Raw genomic sequence first — 17,738 nt, 5'->3', positions numbered from 1 at the left:
CCATATTGATGATAAATCACTGATTTTCAAAAATGCGCCACAGCAGGTGCATTTATCGCCGATTACCTTTACAGTATGCGCGCTTTTTTGTTGTCCGAGGCCTGTGCATGTCGTCTTCTGTGTTTTCTCCCGTTACCCTCTCTAATGGCATTACCCTGAAAAACCGTGTGGTAAAAGCTGCGATGGAAGAAAATATGGCCAGTTATCAAAGCTTGCCCGGGGAAGCATTGTACTCTTTGTACCGCTACTGGGCGCATGGCGAACTCGGCATGATCATTACCGGCAACGTGATGATTGACAAGCAGGCCATGACCGGGCCGGGCGGTGTCGCGCTGGAGGCAAAGACCCCACTGGCACCCTTCACGCAATGGGCGAAAATCATCCAGTCGAATGGTGCAAAAGCCATTATGCAAATCAACCACCCTGGCAGGCAGGTATTAAAAGCCATGCAGGGTAAGGCGCTGGCGCCTTCGCCCATCCCAGTAAATGTTGGCAAGCATTCGAAAATGTTTGCAACTCCCCGACAGATGACCTGCGATGATATTCATGATGTCTGTCAGCGCTTCGTTACCACCGCCCGCCGTGCAGTAGAGGCCGGATTTGATGGTGTCGAAATTCATGCCGCCCACGGTTATCTGCTTACCCAGTTTTTATCGCCGCTGACCAATCAAAGGCAGGATGAGTGGGGCGGCTCCCTGGAAAATCGTGCCCGCCTACTATTAAATATCGTCAGTCAGGTGAAAGCCCACTGTCCCCAAGACTTCTTATTGATGGTTAAAATTAACTCCGCCGATTTTCAGCGTGGCGGTTTTGGCATCGACGACGCCATCACAGTTATCCGAAGGCTGGAGTCACTGGGTGTGCACGTTGTCGAAGTATCAGGGGGGAGTTATGAAGCGCCTGCCATGCAGCGGCGCACGGCTGATGACACTCAGTTAGCCAGAGAAGCTTATTTTCTTGAATTTGCCCGGCAAATTGCCAGTGCCACCACTATTCCTGTCATGACTACCGGTGGCATCAAGCGCGCGGAAGTCGCGCAACAGGTAGTGGACTCAGGTTGTACGCTGGTGGGCATGGCCAGTGCGCTGGCTGTAACCCCGGATCTGGTGAAAAAATGGCAGCAATATCCTGCTTACGCGGGGGTGATACTGAAGTGTGGGTGGCGTGACAAAGCGCTCGCCAGCCTGGCCGGGATGGCGATGGTGCGCCGCCAGCTGCGCCGCCTGGGTAACGACCTGACTACGTTACGCACGCCTTCACCACTATTAAGCCTGCTGTTAGACTTGCATCATCGCAAACGGATGACACGACGCTATCGGCGTGAACTAAGCAGCGAATGACAATAAAAAAGGCATATCAACTGATATGCCTTTTTCGTATCACTGATTAGCACCTGTTACACACTGTGCTTCATTACCCGCTCTTTCTGGCGCTGCCAATCGCGATCTTTCACTGTGTCGCGCTTATCATGGCTGTGCTTACCTTTCGCCAGGTATATTTCCAGTTTCACCCAGCATTTTTTCCAGTACATGGCGGTAGCAATAATAGAGTAACCCTGACGATCCCGGGCGCCCATTAAACGATCAATCTCACGTTTGTTAAGAAGTAGCTTACGGCTACGTTCAGGCTCGCAGATGACGTGAGTGGATGCCTGACTTAGTGGCGTGATGCGTCCGCCGACCAGATAGGCCTCACCATTCTGAATAATCACATACGCATCGGTAATATTCACTTTGCCTTCGCGGATACTTTTAATTTCCCAGCCTTGCAGGGACATACCGGCCTCAAATTTGTCTTCGAGGAAATAGTCATGACGCGCTTTTTTATTCAGCGCGATGGTTCCGGTGGAGTTTTTGTTGGCTTTGTTCTTTTTCATGCCCGCTATTATACTGATTGTGTTATGAAAGTCTTTAGTTTCGTGGCTTGTGGTACAACTTTAATGTGGGGGCACTAAGCGAAAAGGGAAGGTTAGTCGGGGCGCAAATCTCATGCTAAAATGCGGTTTTTGATTTTCCAGCAGTAGAGAATAAATGCCGAGTATTCAACGCAGTGCATTGGTGGCTCACAGTGCACAAGCCATGTACGATTTAGTGAATGACGTTGAGTCGTACCCAGAATTTTTGCCAGGGTGTCATGACAGTAAAGTTCTGGAATCCAGTCAGCAAGGAATGAAAGCGTCGCTGATGGTGGCAAAAGCAGGCATCCGCCAGTGGTTTACCACGCACAACACGCTGTTTCCCGCTACCCGGATAGATATGCAGTTGGTCGAAGGCCCCTTTAAGCGCTTAACCGGCGGCTGGCGATTCTCTGCACTGTCAGACGATGCCTGTAAAATAGAACTGCATCTGGAGTTTGAATTCAGCAGTAAGTTGGCAGAAATGGCATTCGGTAAGGTGTTTAATTCGCTGGCGACCAGCATGGTCAATGCGTTTACCGAACGGGCACGGAACATTTATTCATGAATCAAAATATGCTGAGCATTGAGGTGGCGTATGCGCTACCCACTAAGCAGTCTATTATTGAACTGGCCGTGCAGTCAGGCACCACGGTGGAAGAAGCCATAGAAGCCTCTAATATTCTTACCCTCTACCCGGATATCGATTTAAGTGCGAGCAAAGTCGGCATATGGAGTCGGGTGGTAAAGCTGAAAGACGAAGTGAAAGATGGCGACCGTATTGAAATTTACCGGCCTTTGATTGCAGATCCGAAAGAAGTCCGTAAACGGCGGGCAGAGAAAGCGAAAGAAGAAGGACGGGCGGACAAGGTCACCGGCGGGCGCCCTAATCCGCTAAAATCAAAATCGTTCTAAACGTTTTTATCTGACAAGTTGCCCACTTCCAGAAAAGGAGACGCGTCAATGTCTTCTGCATCCATCATGGTGGCAATACGTTGCATAGTGGCCACCATCTGACTTTGCTCCCATTCCTTTAGCTGATTAAAACGATCGATAAAGTGTTCCTGTAATGGCCGTGGGGCGTCTTGCAGGGCCACGCTACCACGTTCTGTCACAAATACACCTACCTTACGTTTATCAGTGGTACTTCGAATGCGTTTCGCCAGATCCCTGGCTTCCAGTCTGTCCAGGATATTAGTGATGGTCGCCGGGCTCAGATTAATGTTCTCGGCAATTTCCCGCACCATGATCCCGGGTTTTTCCTGGATATTTTGCATAACCAGTAGCTGGGGGCCGGTGAGGCCCACAGACTTACTGAGTTGTTTGCTGCGAAGGTCTACCGCACGAATAACCCGTCGCAGTGCCACTAATAGTTCTTCTTCTTTTCGCATGCTTATCTCTTTAATACACGTTCTGCTTATCTGTTATTTCAACAGATGAATGAAATGTTGGTGTTTCTGATAATGGTCGATGACGTCGTTAATCACTGCCATTTTTGACCAGCCCATAATATCGTAGTTCTGGCCACCCTCACTTAAGTGAACTTCTGCGCGATAGTACGTGTGCTTATCGTCGGCGTCCACTGACTCATTACCGGGAGTGACGAACTCCGGTTGCGCTGTTTTGGTCATATAGACCGAGTATATGAAGTCAGGATCAGTGCCCATGGTCACGGTAAGGGTCTTGATGGTGTCGTCTTCTTTGATTTCGACACCAAAGCCCTGGGACTCGAACTCTTTACCTACTTCATCTAACGCTGGCTTCACAATCCTGGCCATAAAGCGCGCCACGACCTGTTCGTCAGGGAAGCTGGTAATATTTTCCAGGCGCTCCTTCCAGTTCTTATCTGAGTCGGAATGTGGTGGCTGTCCTGCAACAACCTGCAAGCTTTCCCGTTTATATCCTTCAACCCGTAAGGCTTTTAACAAGCCGGTGAGAGCGATGAGCAGCACCACAGAGAACGGCAGCGCCGAGACGATGGTCATGGTTTGAAGGGCACTTAAGCCGCCGGCATACAACAAAATAGCCGCAACCACGCCGACGCCTACCGCCCAGTAAATTCGCTGCCAGATGGGCGTATTGTTTTCCCCGTGAGAGCACAACATATCTACTACCATGGCGCCGGAGTCACAGGAGGTCACAAAGAAAATGACTACCATGATGACTGCCACAAAGCTCAGTACGCTGGAGAAGGGGAACTGCTCGAGGAACACAAACAAGGCCACCGAGGTGTCTTCTTGCACCATTTGGGCCAGTACCTCCTGTCCCTGGGCAAACACCAGGTCGATAGCAGCATTACCGAACACCGTCATCCACAATAGCGTAAACGCAGACGGGATGAGTAGCACGCCGGTTACAAATTCGCGAATAGTGCGGCCATAGGAGATACGAGCGATGAACAGCCCAACAAACGGCGCCCACGCTAACCACCAGCCCCAATAGAAGATGGTCCAGCCACCAATCCAGTCGGTCTTTTCGTACGCGAACAGATTAAAGGTGTTTCGGACTATATCAGACACGTAAGCGCCGGTATTTTGCAGATATGCCTGCAACAGGAACACCGTGGGACCGAGTACCAGCACAAAGAGCAGCAACAGGATAGCCAGGATCATGTTGGTTTCGGATAACCGGCGAATGCCTTTTTCCAGGCCTGTTGCCACCGAGATGATAGCCAATCCTACTACGCCCACCATCAACCAAATTTGCACTGTGGTGTTGGCGGGTAGTCCGAACAGGTAATTCAGGCCTGCGTTAATTTGTGAAGCGCCGAAGCCTAGCGAAGTTGAGACACCGAAAATGGTTGATGTCACCGCGAAGATGTCGACGACGTGGCCCGGCCAGCCATATATTTTGTTACCGATTAACGGGTACAGCGCTGAGCGCAAGGTCAGCGGTAAATTGTGGCGGTAGGCAAAGTAACCCAGCACCAAGGCCACTACGGCATAGATCCCCCAGGCGTGTACGCCCCAATGGAAAAACGTAGTTTTCATGGCTTCGCGGACGGCTTCGACACTGCCTGGCTCTGCAGTTGGCGGGGCCAGGTAGTGCATCAAGGGCTCGGCCACACCGAAAAACATTAGTCCGATACCCATCCCTGCTGCAAACAACATAGACAGCCAGGTAGAAAACCCAAACTGCGGAGTGGCATGGTCAGGGCCGAGTTTTATTTCCCCATAGCGGCTCACGCCGAGGAAAATCACAAACACCAGAATGATGGCTACAGTAAGCACATAAAACCAACTGCCGTTTGTAACAATGGCAGATTGCATGGTGTTGAAAATAGAGTCTGCGACTTCGGGTGCGCCGGCAGCGAAAAGCAACAGCAACACAATCAGTACAGAGGAGGAGATAAATACAGGTTTATTGAGCGGCGAAGTAGATGATGTCTGGCTCACGCGGCTGGTTTCCTTCTCGTTACATAAATTTTAAGTAAAAGTGCATACGCACGACTAAAACGAAAGGTGCACTGTGAATCAATTTTAACCTAAATTATTAGAGCAGTGTCCTTTACGGGGTAGAAAAAAACAGGTTTTTATGAGATTATACAGGGAAAATAACAAGTTAAAAATGAAACAATAATTAGAGTTCAAGTATAACGTGAAATTGTTTCACAAAATATATGATCTATTATTTATTACGGTAGTAATTATCGTTCGATAAAAGCCATCTGATAACAAGATTTTCTTAATAACAGAGGAACACACCGACCATGCGAAAAACACAGTTAAGCTGTGCCATCGTTGCTGCGCTGGCATCAACGTCGCTCTCTGCCCAGCAAGCAGATTCTGCTAAAGCCAAAATTGAAACTATTGAAGTTACGGCAACCAAACGAACAGAGTCCATACAGGATGTGCCCGTCTCTGTTACCGCGCTGGATGGAAAAGCGCTGGAAAACTTAGGTATCGATAATTTTCAGGACTACGTTGAGTTCCTGCCAAACGTAGTGTTCCAGGGTACAGGCCCTGGGCAAAACGAAATTTACATTCGAGGCGCGGCGACTACTCAGTCGAACATTATGCTGTCGTCAGTACAGGCCCTTCAGCCTTCAGTAGCGTTTTATGTAGACGAGCAGCCAGTATCCATGGCCGGTCGTAACCTTGATGTCTATGCCACCGATGTTCGTCGCGTCGAAGTGCTGCCGGGACCACAGGGTACCTTATTCGGTGCCAGCTCACAGGCCGGTACCGTGCGTTTGATCACCAACAAGCCCGATCATACCGGCTTTAGTGCCGGGATGGACACGTCGGTGTCGTTCACCAAAGGCGGTGATATGAGCAACGCTGTTGAGGCTTACTTTAATATGGCGGTGACCGACGACCTGGCCTTCCGCGTGGCGGCTTATAATGATCGCCAGGGTGGCTGGATTGATAACATCGAAAACGATCCGGGCAATGGTGGCTATATCGGCAGTGCGCAGGTCATTAGCCGTATTTCTGGCGGTGTGTTGGCCGACCCTGAAGGAATGGACGCCAACCGCATCACCAACCCAGACATTAATACGATGGGTGAGGCTGCGGTAGTGTCACCACAGAACGATGCCCTGGTTGAAGAAAACTTCAACGACGCGGTTTACTCCGGTGCGCGCTTCGGTCTGTCGTACATCTTCAACGACCGTTGGGATATTGTGGTACAGCATACTCAGCAAACACTGGAAACCGAAGGTGTATTTGCCTACGATCCGAACCTGGAAGGTGAGAGCTCAACTAACCGTTTCCAGCCTGAAGAGAACAGCGATGAATTCGGCCTGACCACCTGGACTCTGGAAGGACGTCTGGACAAGCTTGACGTAGTATATACAGGTGGCTACCTGGATCGCGAAATCGATACCCTGGCGGATTACACCGGGTATACCAACGGCGGTTTATTCTCTGCATATTACGTGTGTAACCACTACGACACGCCGGACAATCCGGATGATGAACGCTGTCTTGATCCTACCAAGTACTATGATGAAGACACTACCACTACCCGTAATACCCATGAGCTGCGCTTTAACACCACCATGGATACCCCATGGCGCGTGACTGCGGGTCTGTTCTATGACGCGCAGGAAGTTGCCACCATTGGTCAGTTTAAAATTGCCTCCACTGAGCTGTTTCCGAATCTGGCGCGCACCACGGTGGGTAATGAAGACATTAACAGTGATGGTGGCCCGTTCCCGGGTGAAGTGAGCTTTGTTAATGACATTACGCACACCATTGATCAGGTGGCAGTATTTGGTCAGCTGGAGTACGACATAACCGATACACTGACCGCCAGCATTGGGGCGCGCTGGTACGAGATTGATGACGAGTATAAAGGCTCGACCACTACCGTTGACGTGAGTCGCCGAGTGAAAGCATTCGGTTCGCTGGACCCTGATGAGCTGGCAGCCGTGGGCGAAGATCCGGACGCTGTCCTGGCTGCGGTTGAAAGTGGTCAGCTGGATGTGTCTGAACTGGGGCCTGATGGCGTACTCTCGGTTAGTGATACTATTTACAAGTTCTCGCTGGACTGGAAAGTAAACGAAGACACACTGTTATTCGCAAACTACTCAGAAGGCTTCCGTCCGCCAGTAACTAACCGTGTGGGTGGCGGATTAGCGAGTAACCAGTCAGGTAAATTCGACAACTTCCGCATTCCGGTTTATTCGACTACCGATACGCTGGATAACTATGAACTGGGTATGAAGGCTGACTTCCTGGACGGTATCGTGCGGGTTAATGCAACGGCTTATTACTCAGAGATCAGTGAGCTACAAACATCCCGTTTCGACCCGACTAACATCAGCTTCCTGGTTTTCACTGACAACGTAGGTGATGCAGAAATTAAAGGGTTGGATGCAGATGTGACCTGGCTTGCTACCGATGACCTGGTCATCAACGCGGCATTCAGCTTACTGGATACTGAGCTTACCCGGGTTAACGACGAGTTAGTGGGAATTTCAGCTGGTGTTGGCTCAGAATTGCCTTATTCAGCCAGCTTCTCCGGTAACATTAATGCCCGTTACTTCTTCGAGCTGGATGGCGGTAAAACCGGTTACGTAAACGGCTCAGTAAGCTATACCGGCGACCGTATGGCCGGCATGGTAATGGACGCCTACGTTATGGAAGATGCGACGCAACTTATCTATGGCACGGGATCGGGCCTGAAGATTCAGGATGAAGCTGCTGTCTACGATGGCGTAACATACACGGACCGTAACGGTGAGACGTTCCGCGGCGGCCGTTATGTGCAAGAGTCTTATGTAATTGCCAACGTTGCTGTGGGTGTTACTAACGATGCATGGAAAGCGGAGCTGTTTATCGACAACCTGTTCGATGAAAGCGCAATTCTGAACATCGATACTCAGCAGTTTACACCGAAAGTCGTCACCAATCGTCCCCGGACTGTAGGTGTACGTTTCTCGTACGATTATTATTAATCGATAACGGGTACATGTAGGAAAAAACGGCAAGTCAGGAATGGCTTGCCGTTTTTTGTATGATTGGGCAAGCTAAACCACTATGCAAAATACTCATCAAGATATAAATGCGATTTTAAAAAGCGCCCGGCAAGCAGTGCAGCAGGGGCAGTTCGCCAGTGCTATCGACACGATAAATAATGCCTTGCCGGGCACGCACGAAGACGCGGCGTCTTCCAACGAACCAAAACAAGACACCCACGTTTCTGAACAAGCTAACGATTTACAACAAGACACCCATCTAAATGTAAAAGCTAAAGTCGAGTTGCTTTACCTGCGTGCGGTGGCGCTGCGCTTATCGCAACATTTCACCCAGGCAATCGAAGACACCCATACCATTTTATCGCTACGCCCGGACCACGGACGCGCTTTCCAAGAGCAGGCTTATAGCTACAAGGCACTTAATCAACACCGTCAGGCGGCATCCGCCTTTTATCAGGCAACACGCTTTAACCCGGCATTACTGGCAAGCTGGCAACAGTTGCTGGCTATTTATCAGCAACAAAATAACGCGCGCGCAGAATCACTTGCCCAGCAACATATCAGCTTTTTAACTTCGCTACCGAAACCGGTATTGGGCGCGTATGACTTAATGTATGACGGCCAACTGGCTGCAGCTGATTCAGTTTGTCGTCGCTACCTGCAGCAGCACAACCACGATGCAGAGGCGATGGTGTTACTGGCTGAGATTGGTATGAAATTGAAGGCCTATCACGAAGCCGAGTTTTTATTGGAAAGCTGTGTAGCGCTCCACCCCGAGCACGAACGGGCGGCAGTTTCATATCAGGGGTTGCTGGCGCGATTGGGTAAGTACCCGCAGGCGAAAACGTTCGCCGAGAAGCGTCTGCAAAACCAGCCTGATAACTTCACGCTGCAGGTAGCTTACGCAAATGCACTGGTTGGCGTAGGCGAGCTGGCGCAGGCAATTGATATCTATAGGTCATTACTTGAGTCTAACAACGACCGGCCAGCTGTGTGGTTATCTTTGGGGCATGCTTATAAAGCCGAAGGTGATCGCAAGGCCGCTATAGAGTGCTATGAAACGGCAGCTCAATTGATGCCTGAATTTGGCGACGCTTATTGGAGTCTGGCCAACACCAAAACCTATCCATTTAGCGATGCGATGCTCGAAACTATGGCAGAGCAAGCGGCTCGTGATGATGTTGGACTGGAGGACACAATCCACTTGTGTTTTGCGCTGGGTAAGGCATATGAAGACAGACAAGACTACCCGGCTGCATTTGAGCATTATCATCGGGGGAATACGTTAAAGCGTGCCACTATAGACTTTGATATTGCGCGAACCGAGGCGGCGATGGCGGCGCAGCAGGAGGCATGCCAGAAAGACCTCTTTGCCCGTAAAGCAGGTTGCGACGATCCGGCTCCCATATTCGTGGTTGGATTACCCCGGGCAGGCTCGACGCTACTGGAGCAAATATTGGCGTCCCACTCGCAGGTGGACGGCACCATGGAGCTGCACGATATATTAACTATCGCGTCACGCCTGAGTGGTCAACAAACCCCATATCCGTTTAACCTGGCATCACTTACTGACGACCAATGTCGTCGCCTGGGTGAGTTGTATATAGAGCAAACGCAAGCCTACCGGCAGGGTGCGCCTTTCTTCATCGATAAAATGCCCAATAACTTCATTCATATTGGCCTTATTAAACGAATACTGCCAAACGCGAAAATTATTGATGCACGTCGGGAGCCCTTTGCGTGCTGTTTCAGCGGGTACAAGCAACTATTTGGGGACGGTCAGGAATTTAGTTACAGCCTGAGTGACATTGGGCGTTACTACCGAGCATACGAAAACTTGATGGATCACTGGCACACAGTGCTTCCCGGGGAAGTACTGACCGTACAACATGAAAGTGTCCTGGACGATTTAGAAGGGCAGGTCAAACGTATGCTGGATTTTTGTGGTTTGCCGTTTGAGGCTGAATGTTTGTCTTTCCATGAGACCAAACGGGTGATTAAAACCCCCAGTTCTGAGCAGGTAAGACAGCCAATTAACCGCAGCGGTACAAAGCAGTGGCTACCGTTTACCGAATACCTGACTACGCTTTTTACTGCATTAGACCAGTTCCCAGAAAGTAGCCGGTAGACCGTTAAACCCATCGGGGGAGCTTTTGCTCCCCTGTTTACACGCGAAGAGTCGTTAGCTCTCTGCCTGTTTTGAATGAGACACCCACATATCAATAAAGCAACACACCCACGAAACTAAACGTGGCGACATCAGAAACTGTGGCTTTCTAAAAGTGATTAAAACAAGACACCCACTAACCTAAACGTCGCGACCTCAGATACCGTGCCTTCTTAAAAGTGAGACACCCACCCAAAACACATCGAAGCTTTCTGCAATTGCCACACATGCCACTGACCGCTAAGAGCAGGGTTAATATTTACGTCGCTGCAACCCGGTTTCGGCGAGAATTTTTGCCGAAATTTCTTCTACCGAATACTTGGTACTGTTCAAAAAAGGGATCTTTTCTTTTCTGTACAGGTTGTCTACCTCACGAAGTTCCATCCGGCATTGTTGGATGGACGCGTAGCGGCTGTTAGCCCGGCGCTCTGAGCGGATCTGGCTGAGGCGTTCGGGGTGAATAGTAAGCCCGAACAGTTTATCTTTATAGCGTCGTAACGCGGGCGGAAGCTTGAGCATATCGCCCATATCCTCTTCGGTGAACGGGTAGTTCGCCGCCTTAATGCCGTACTGCAGCGCCAGATACAGGCTGGTTGGGGTTTTGCCTGAACGTGAGACACCCACCAGGATGATGTCGGCTTCATGATAGTTTTTCAGATTAGAGCCATCATCATTGGCCAGGGCATAGTTCACAGCTTCAATACGAATATCGTACGTGGTTTCATGAATACTATGGGTTCTGTGCTTCTCTGGCTTAGAGGGCACGCCGAGTACTTTTTCCAGGGGTGCCACAAATTGGTCGAGAAAATTGTAGTTAATGCCCACTGAACGGGAGATAACCCGGCGTACATCTACATTCACAATTGTATAAAAAACGAGCGGTCTCTCGCCGGTGTCTTGAAAACTTTCAGATATTTTTTCGAGCACCCGGTATGCATGCTCTTCAGTTTCTACGAACGGGATGGTGTTGTGATTGAACTGAACCGGGAACAGGGACAGCAGGGCATGGCCAAACACCTCTGCAGTAATGGCCGTTCCATCAGAAATATAAAAAGCTGTACGCACAACATTTCCTTAACTTTGTTGTAAATTTATTACGGAATGATAAAAAGTTTTACATTCCAATTTTGCCCATTCTAAGATGGAATCGTTGAAAAGCCAGTAATGCGGCTTCGTATTTAAATCTGGTTTCTCACCGTACCCTACACGTCCACGCAAGTGGACGTCACCATATTTATAAAAAGCTGGAGGCTTGGCAGTGCAAGATTACGTACTTTGGTATCAAGAGTTGGGCATGCATGATGTCGGACGAGTTGGCGGTAAAAACGCATCGTTAGGAGAAATGATTTCCAATCTTGCGAATGCCGGTGTGCAAGTGCCAGGCGGATTCGCAACTACCGCAGACGCATTTAATCTGTTTCTTGAGCAAAGTGGACTGGACGCCAGGATCCATGACGTTCTGGACTCACTCGATGTCGACAGCGTCAGTGCTCTTACGGAAGCCGGGAAAAATATTCGTCAGTGGATTATTGATACGCCGTTTCAGCCCGAGTTTGAAGCCGCGATCAAAGACGCGTTTGAAACGTTGCAAGGTGATGCCAGTGATGAAGCGTCATTTGCGGTGCGTTCTTCAGCCACAGCAGAAGATATGCCTGATGCGTCGTTCGCCGGACAGCAAGAGACGTTTCTGAACGTCAAAGGCTATGAGTCAGTTCTGGTGGCTATAAAACATGTTTTTGCTTCGTTGTTTAATGACCGGGCTATCTCATACCGGGTTCACCAGGGCTATGACCATAAAGGTGTGGCGCTGTCTGCCGGGGTCCAGCGTATGGTGCGCAGTGATATTGCGTCCTCTGGGGTCATGTTTACTATCGATACCGAATCAGGTTTCGAGGATGTGGTCTTTATCACCAGTTCGTTTGGACTGGGCGAAATGGTGGTACAGGGCGCAGTAAACCCAGATGAGTTTTATGTCCACAAACCTACTATTGATAAAGGCCTGCCCGGGATCGTACGCCGCAATCTGGGCAGTAAACTCACGAAGATGATTTATTCCGACGATGCCAGCCACGGTAAACAGGTCTCAATAGTTGATATTGAACGTCAGGATTCTATGCGCTTTTCGTTAAATGATGAAGAGGTAATGGAACTGGCTAAACAGGCCATGATCATCGAAAAACATTACCAGCGTCCAATGGATATTGAATGGGCGAAAGATGGCGTTGACGGCAAACTTTACATTGTACAGGCGAGACCGGAAACGGTTCGCAGTCGCGAAGATAGCCAAAGTATTGAACGCTTCCAGCTAAAAGGGGAGAGCAATATCGTCTGTGAAGGGCGGGCTATTGGACATAAGATTGGCGCCGGTGAAGCTAAGGTGCTTGGCTCCATTGAAGAGATGGACAAGATCCAGGCCGGTGACGTGCTGGTTACCGATATGACGGACCCCGACTGGGAGCCGATCATGAAGAAAGCCTCCGCTATCGTTACCAACCGGGGAGGCCGAACCTGCCATGCCGCCATTATTGCGCGTGAACTGGGCATTCCTGCAGTGGTTGGCTGTGGCAATGCTACCGACTCCATAGCCAATGGCGACAAAGTGACTGTCTCGTGTGCAGAGGGCGATACCGGCTACATTTATGGTGCGCAACTGGAATTTGACGTTGTAACATCGCGCATTGATGCCATGCCGGACTTGCCGTTAAGTGTGATGATGAACGTAGGCAACCCCGATCGCGCATTTGATTTTGCCCGGCTACCGAACGAAGGGGTTGGCCTGGCCCGGTTAGAATTCATTATCAACCGCATGATTGGTGTGCATCCTAAAGCACTGCTGAATTTCGATGACCAGCCAGAAGAACTGAAAGACGAAATCAACGACATTATCGCAGGTTATGATTCACCCACTGAGTTTTACATTGAAAAACTGGTTGAGGGGATCGGGACGATCGGCGCGGCGTTTTCGCCCAAGAAAGTCATCGTGCGTATGTCAGACTTTAAGTCTAACGAGTACTTTAACCTGGTAGGTGGTTACCAGTACGAGCCGGATGAAGAAAACCCAATGCTGGGCTTCCGGGGTGCCAGCCGGTACATTTCAGAAGACTTCCGTGACTGTTTTGCGCTGGAATGCGAAGCCATTAAACGGGTACGTAATAAGATGGGGTTAACCAACGTCGAAATTATGATCCCGTTCGTGCGGACTCTGGAAGAAGGCAAGCAGGTCATTGAACTGCTTAGAGAACAAGGACTGGAGCAGGGTAAAGATGGCCTGCGGGTGATCATGATGTGTGAACTGCCCTCCAACGCCTTACTGGCAGATCAGTTCCTGGATATCTTTGATGGATTCTCAATTGGTTCAAACGACTTGACTCAGCTGACGTTAGGACTGGATCGTGACTCAGGCCTGATTGCTCACCTGTTTGAAGAACGCAACGAAGCGGTTAAAGCATTGTTGTCGATGGCAATCCGCGCCGCCAAAGCACGGGGTAAGTATGTAGGGATCTGTGGTCAGGGCCCATCGGATCATGAAGACTTTGCCGGTTGGTTGGTAAAAGAAGGGATTGATTCAGTGTCACTTAACCCGGATACTGTGGTGGAAACCTGGTTATACCTGGCGGAAAACCACGGCTGATAAATAGCGCAGTCGCCCTGCGCACGTACTATTCTGATAAAAGCCGCTTATGCGGCTTTTTCTTTTTTACGCGAACCCTTAGCTGGTCTGGTGGTTGATGAAACCGCATTGTCTGCCTATTACTGTTTAACGCGTTTGTAGTGGTAGTACAAATGCACAGCAAAACCACCCACGAGAGCTCCCAAGCCAGTATTCATCACCAGCAATACCGCGTCGGCCAGCGGTTTAGTTTTAAAATACAGCGCATGGAAGATGAGTAACCCAGTCGCCAATAGTAAGAATGCCAGGATTTTTATAATGTTCATCGGTTCGTCCTGAAGATAAGTTGTTGTTGTATCTTCCCTGATAAGAGTGTGGTTACGCAACCATCCCGCATAAATGAGACACCCATACATTGGGTGAAGAATATACGTAGCCATACTGTTTCTTTGAGACATCCATACTATTAGCGCTTTCTAAATCAAAAATAAGACACCCAGATTTTAAAAGATCTGCCTGTTAGCTGGTAACTTGTAAGCGCTTAGTCGCATGCCCACTACACACCAAGTATGAGTAGCGTCGCATAGCGTACATGCGGTTCGGTAGGAGCAGGTATTCCTCTGGTAACGGTCACGAGGGCGACAATATACAGAGCTATTAGCGCGGCCTTTGATGGGTGTCCTACCAGATCGCCCAATGTATAGCTACATTCACGCTGGCTAAACATGGGTGTCTCAATAGAGCGGTTAGGCTTTATTGAGTAGTACGGCGGTGTAATAGGTTGGCACTATTCAGACACAAAGTACGGTTATAATGGATCCTCAGGCGATATAGATTTAGTGATAAATTGCCTAACAGGAAAAATCATGCCCCAAGCGCGGAAGAATATTGTAAACCTTTCAGCCACACCCTATTACCACTGTATTTCACGATGCGTCAGGCGTGCGTATCTATGTGGTAAAGATGCGCTTACCGGTAAGTCTTACCAACACCGCCGGCGGTGGGTAGAAAGTCGCCTGCTTTTCCTCGGCAAGGTATTTGGCATAGACATCTGCGCATATGCTGTGATGAGTAACCACACTCATTTGGTATTGCACGTCGATCGCAAGCGGGTGGAAGGCTGGTCTACCGAAGAAGTTCTGCATCGCTGGCATAAGCTTCATAAAGGAATGGCTATTGGTCATCGCTATCTTGATGTCGAGAAGCGTGGGTTACTCACTGAAGCGGAACTTAAAACTTTACGCGAGCTAGTCGGTGTTTACCGGCGGCGGTTACATGATATTAGCTGGTTTATGCGTTTACTTAACGAGCCTATAGCACGCAAAGCAAATGCCGAAGATGAGTGTACGGGACGCTTCTGGGAAGGCCGGTTTAAGTCCCAGGCGTTACTGGATGAAACAGCTCTGGCAGCATGCATGGCGTACGTTGATTTAAACCCTATCCGGGCGGGAGTAGCTACATCGCTGGCAACATCGTCGTATACCAGTATAAAAAGAAGACTACATTGTAACGATTCCGGTCGTAAATACCTCCAGTTAATGCGGTTTGCGCGTGACACATTTACCTCTCACGGGAGCCCTCTTCCGTTTACGTTTGAAGACTACCACGAAGCGGTTATGCAGAGTTCAGTCAACAAAGTTCAGGGAAAAGCATCGCTAAGTACTTCCGTGCCGGCAGCTCTGATAAAGAGCTCTGCAATACCGAAGCAAACCTGGCATTCATTAGCGGTAAATATAGAAAACCGGTTTGGGACAAAGATTAGCCGCGATATCGCGATAAGGCGTTTAAAGCAGTCGATAACAACGCATTAAATCCATACTAGTAGGAGCAGAGGTTAGCTCCCAAAGGTTGTCTGGCGATAGCCGTTTTTTAGCACTTACTCAGTCAGGTGTGAAATGAAAGCTTTACACTGACTCGCTAATACAACGGATAGCAACTCACTGTTATCGCAATTATTTCTTACACTCTCAATTTCAAGCTGTGACTACATAGCAAGCCCCCCATGATATATTTACATTGATTTATAATCCTTTAAAAATAATGGAAGGGAATTGCGTTGCGTGACTTAAATGGGTGGGTGTCTCAGAATAACAGTAGCATGCTGTTTTTTGCAGCAATCTTAGTGTTTGGCGGCTGTGCTACCCCGAATAGCGTAACGCAAATTCAGGGGCAGGGTACTGTGACAATAAAAGAAAAGACAGGCACCACTTCTCGATTTGCCAATCTTTATAAAGAACGTCAGAAGTATCCGGAAACGTGCGAGAGTGACTGTTATCCGGATACGGATGCGCTGAATTGTATCAACCAAAGTAAATTTGAAGACTGTCAATATGTGGCGCAGCAGACCGTACCTGCTCAAAAGTCCGGATTTTCGGTAACATGGTTGGGACATGCGAGTTTTTACGTCACTACCGATGACGGCACAAGCGTCCTGATTGACCCGGTAAGTGAACAGTTTGACTGGCCGGTGGACTGGGCCTTCAGGCTGGATAGCGGGTTTTACCGTAAAGAGCCTGGCTGGCTTAGCAGCACGCAACTGGAAGAACTTGATGGTGTTTTATATTCCCATATTCATTACGATCATTTCAGTAAAGCCGATATTAAAAAGCTGGGAACTACGCCTGGCTACTTCACGCCGTTGAATTTTGCCAGTCACTTCCCCGAGCAAGGTTATCGCATAACGGAAATGGCCTGGTTTTCTGAAACGAAACTGGGTAATACCAAGCTACACTTTGTCCCAGCTCACCATTTTAGTAGCCGAATATGGGTGCCTTACTTGTACGAAGATAATGATAAAACTCTGTGGGGCGGGTGGATACTAGAACACAATGGTAAACGCTTGTTTTATGCAGGTGATACCGGGTACTCGGCGCATTTTAAAGACATCCACACACGCTACGGATCTATGGATGTCTGCCTGATGCCGATAGCGTCGTACTATCGTCCAGATAACGGTGACTGGTATCGGTATGTACATACCACGCCCGAAGATGCTTTAACTGCAGCTGAAGACCTAAAGTGTAAAGTGATGGTCCCCTGGGGATACGGCAACAACAGTTGGAAAATGGGCGATCACTCTTCTCATTCGGCGCTGGTGAGGCTCCTTCATATGCACAAAAAGATGGAGGCTACTATTCCGCTGGTGGTTTTGAATGAAGGAGATATGCTCGATTTGTAGTTGCAACTGAGGGCTCACCTGTGTTTCATGAGCCTACCGCCTGGAGATATTTGGCCTGTGTGCTGTGTGAAATAGAATGGGCCCAGCTCAGTCTGGGCGGTGAAAAATCTACTGCAACCTACTAAAGCTAAACTAGAGTTAGTCAGCCATGGGTGTCTGAATAGCTTTAGGGGGAGAAAACATGGGTGTCTTAATTTTTTAGCGTAGCTTTCTGGCGAGGAGGGCGCGGTCAATTTTCCGTGCAGATCGTGCCATGCCGGTCTGACAGCGTTTCAACCAACCACGCGCTCGTGGCCAGTCGTAGCTTAGCAGTACCAATCCGCTAAGCACGAGCAAAATAGAGCCCGGCAGTAGCGTAAAAACAATACCAATTCCCAATAGCAAGGCTCCGAAAGCGAGCCGAATAGTTTTCATTAAAGAACTCATCTGTGTATTGATACCTTGCTTACTATGGCAAATGCCTGG

At 49.2% G+C, this 17,738-nt stretch carries 13 protein-coding genes; 8 read left to right on the top strand and 5 right to left on the bottom strand.

Annotated features, from left to right (window positions below):
* The first annotated feature begins 107 nt into the window (after positions 1-107).
* Positions 108-1,340, top strand: coding sequence for an NADH:flavin oxidoreductase/NADH oxidase family protein (locus OCL06_RS07360; RefSeq protein ID WP_373318452.1), 1,233 nt, complete (start codon positions 108-110; stop codon positions 1,338-1,340).
* A 56-nt stretch (positions 1,341-1,396) separates the two neighbouring features.
* Here OCL06_RS07360 and smpB read toward each other — a convergent pair whose 3' ends face one another.
* On the bottom strand, positions 1,397-1,876 hold the full coding sequence (gene smpB / locus OCL06_RS07355; RefSeq protein ID WP_262993084.1) for an SsrA-binding protein SmpB: 480 nt from the start codon (positions 1,874-1,876) through the stop codon (positions 1,397-1,399).
* A 154-nt stretch (positions 1,877-2,030) separates the two neighbouring features.
* On the opposite strand from smpB, the gene OCL06_RS07350 reads away from it, so the two are divergent.
* Together OCL06_RS07350 and OCL06_RS07345 are read left to right on the top strand one after the other, a co-directional pair.
* Positions 2,031-2,462: a type II toxin-antitoxin system RatA family toxin gene (locus tag OCL06_RS07350; RefSeq protein ID WP_262993083.1), complete on the top strand. Its 432-nt coding sequence runs from the start codon at positions 2,031-2,033 to the stop codon at positions 2,460-2,462.
* Positions 2,459-2,809 (top strand): RnfH family protein, encoded by a 351-nt coding sequence (locus OCL06_RS07345; RefSeq protein ID WP_262993082.1) that lies wholly within the window; start codon positions 2,459-2,461, stop codon positions 2,807-2,809. The genes OCL06_RS07350 and OCL06_RS07345 overlap by 4 nt, the downstream gene beginning before the upstream one ends.
* Here the strand turns inward: OCL06_RS07345 and OCL06_RS07340 are convergent.
* Entirely contained in the window at positions 2,806-3,285 is a 480-nt protein-coding gene (locus OCL06_RS07340) for a MarR family winged helix-turn-helix transcriptional regulator (RefSeq protein WP_262993081.1), read from the bottom strand. The genes OCL06_RS07345 and OCL06_RS07340 overlap by 4 nt on opposite strands.
* A gap of 33 nt (positions 3,286-3,318) precedes the next feature.
* Positions 3,319-5,289: a BCCT family transporter gene (locus OCL06_RS07335; protein ID WP_262993080.1), complete on the bottom strand. Its 1,971-nt coding sequence runs from the start codon at positions 5,287-5,289 to the stop codon at positions 3,319-3,321.
* Between the two features lie 314 nt (positions 5,290-5,603).
* Here OCL06_RS07335 and OCL06_RS07330 point away from each other — a divergent pair, with 314 nt between their 5' ends.
* Together OCL06_RS07330 and OCL06_RS07325 are read left to right on the top strand one after the other, a co-directional pair.
* Positions 5,604-8,297: a TonB-dependent receptor gene (locus OCL06_RS07330; protein WP_262993079.1), complete on the top strand. Its 2,694-nt coding sequence runs from the start codon at positions 5,604-5,606 to the stop codon at positions 8,295-8,297.
* An 82-nt stretch (positions 8,298-8,379) separates the two neighbouring features.
* Positions 8,380-10,446: a tetratricopeptide repeat-containing sulfotransferase family protein gene (locus OCL06_RS07325; protein WP_262993078.1), complete on the top strand. Its 2,067-nt coding sequence runs from the start codon at positions 8,380-8,382 to the stop codon at positions 10,444-10,446.
* A gap of 291 nt (positions 10,447-10,737) precedes the next feature.
* Here OCL06_RS07325 and ppsR read toward each other — a convergent pair whose 3' ends face one another.
* Positions 10,738-11,550, bottom strand: a complete 813-nt coding sequence (gene ppsR, locus OCL06_RS07320; protein ID WP_262993077.1) for a posphoenolpyruvate synthetase regulatory kinase/phosphorylase PpsR — start codon at positions 11,548-11,550, stop codon at positions 10,738-10,740.
* A gap of 193 nt (positions 11,551-11,743) precedes the next feature.
* On the opposite strand from ppsR, the gene ppsA reads away from it, so the two are divergent.
* A complete protein-coding gene (ppsA, locus tag OCL06_RS07315; protein WP_262993076.1) occupies positions 11,744-14,116 on the top strand; it encodes a phosphoenolpyruvate synthase in 2,373 nt (790 codons plus the stop codon).
* Positions 14,117-14,235: 119 nt separating this feature from the next.
* Here ppsA and OCL06_RS07310 read toward each other — a convergent pair whose 3' ends face one another.
* Positions 14,236-14,535, bottom strand: a complete 300-nt coding sequence (locus tag OCL06_RS07310; protein WP_262993075.1) for a hypothetical protein — start codon at positions 14,533-14,535, stop codon at positions 14,236-14,238.
* A 426-nt stretch (positions 14,536-14,961) separates the two neighbouring features.
* On the opposite strand from OCL06_RS07310, the gene OCL06_RS07305 reads away from it, so the two are divergent.
* Both OCL06_RS07305 and OCL06_RS07300 read left to right on the top strand, forming a co-directional pair.
* Positions 14,962-15,906: a transposase gene (locus OCL06_RS07305; protein WP_262993074.1), complete on the top strand. Its 945-nt coding sequence runs from the start codon at positions 14,962-14,964 to the stop codon at positions 15,904-15,906.
* Between the two features lie 287 nt (positions 15,907-16,193).
* Complete coding sequence (locus OCL06_RS07300) at positions 16,194-17,273, top strand: MBL fold metallo-hydrolase (protein WP_262993073.1); 1,080 nt, start codon at positions 16,194-16,196, stop codon at positions 17,271-17,273.
* Positions 17,274-17,738 lie beyond the last annotated feature (465 nt).

The organism is Alteromonas salexigens (assembly GCF_025628895.1).
GTDB classification, from domain to species: Bacteria; Pseudomonadota; Gammaproteobacteria; order Enterobacterales; family Alteromonadaceae; genus Alteromonas; species Alteromonas salexigens.
This window is presented reverse-complemented; position numbering and strand designations above follow the sequence as displayed.

Coding starts and splice junctions, on each gene's coding strand:
- OCL06_RS07300 (WP_262993073.1), top strand. CDS start 16,194: ATGCTGTTTTTTGCAGCAATCTTAGTGTTTGGCGGCTGTGCTACCCCG.
- OCL06_RS07340 (WP_262993081.1), bottom strand. CDS start 3,285: ATGCGAAAAGAAGAAGAACTATTAGTGGCACTGCGACGGGTTATTCGT.
- OCL06_RS07330 (WP_262993079.1), top strand. CDS start 5,604: ATGCGAAAAACACAGTTAAGCTGTGCCATCGTTGCTGCGCTGGCATCA.
- OCL06_RS07345 (WP_262993082.1), top strand. CDS start 2,459: ATGAATCAAAATATGCTGAGCATTGAGGTGGCGTATGCGCTACCCACT.
- OCL06_RS07305 (WP_262993074.1), top strand. CDS start 14,962: ATGCCCCAAGCGCGGAAGAATATTGTAAACCTTTCAGCCACACCCTAT.
- smpB (WP_262993084.1), bottom strand. CDS start 1,876: ATGAAAAAGAACAAAGCCAACAAAAACTCCACCGGAACCATCGCGCTG.
- OCL06_RS07325 (WP_262993078.1), top strand. CDS start 8,380: ATGCAAAATACTCATCAAGATATAAATGCGATTTTAAAAAGCGCCCGG.
- OCL06_RS07350 (WP_262993083.1), top strand. CDS start 2,031: ATGCCGAGTATTCAACGCAGTGCATTGGTGGCTCACAGTGCACAAGCC.
- OCL06_RS07310 (WP_262993075.1), bottom strand. CDS start 14,535: ATGGCTACGTATATTCTTCACCCAATGTATGGGTGTCTCATTTATGCG.
- OCL06_RS07360 (WP_373318452.1), top strand. CDS start 108: ATGTCGTCTTCTGTGTTTTCTCCCGTTACCCTCTCTAATGGCATTACC.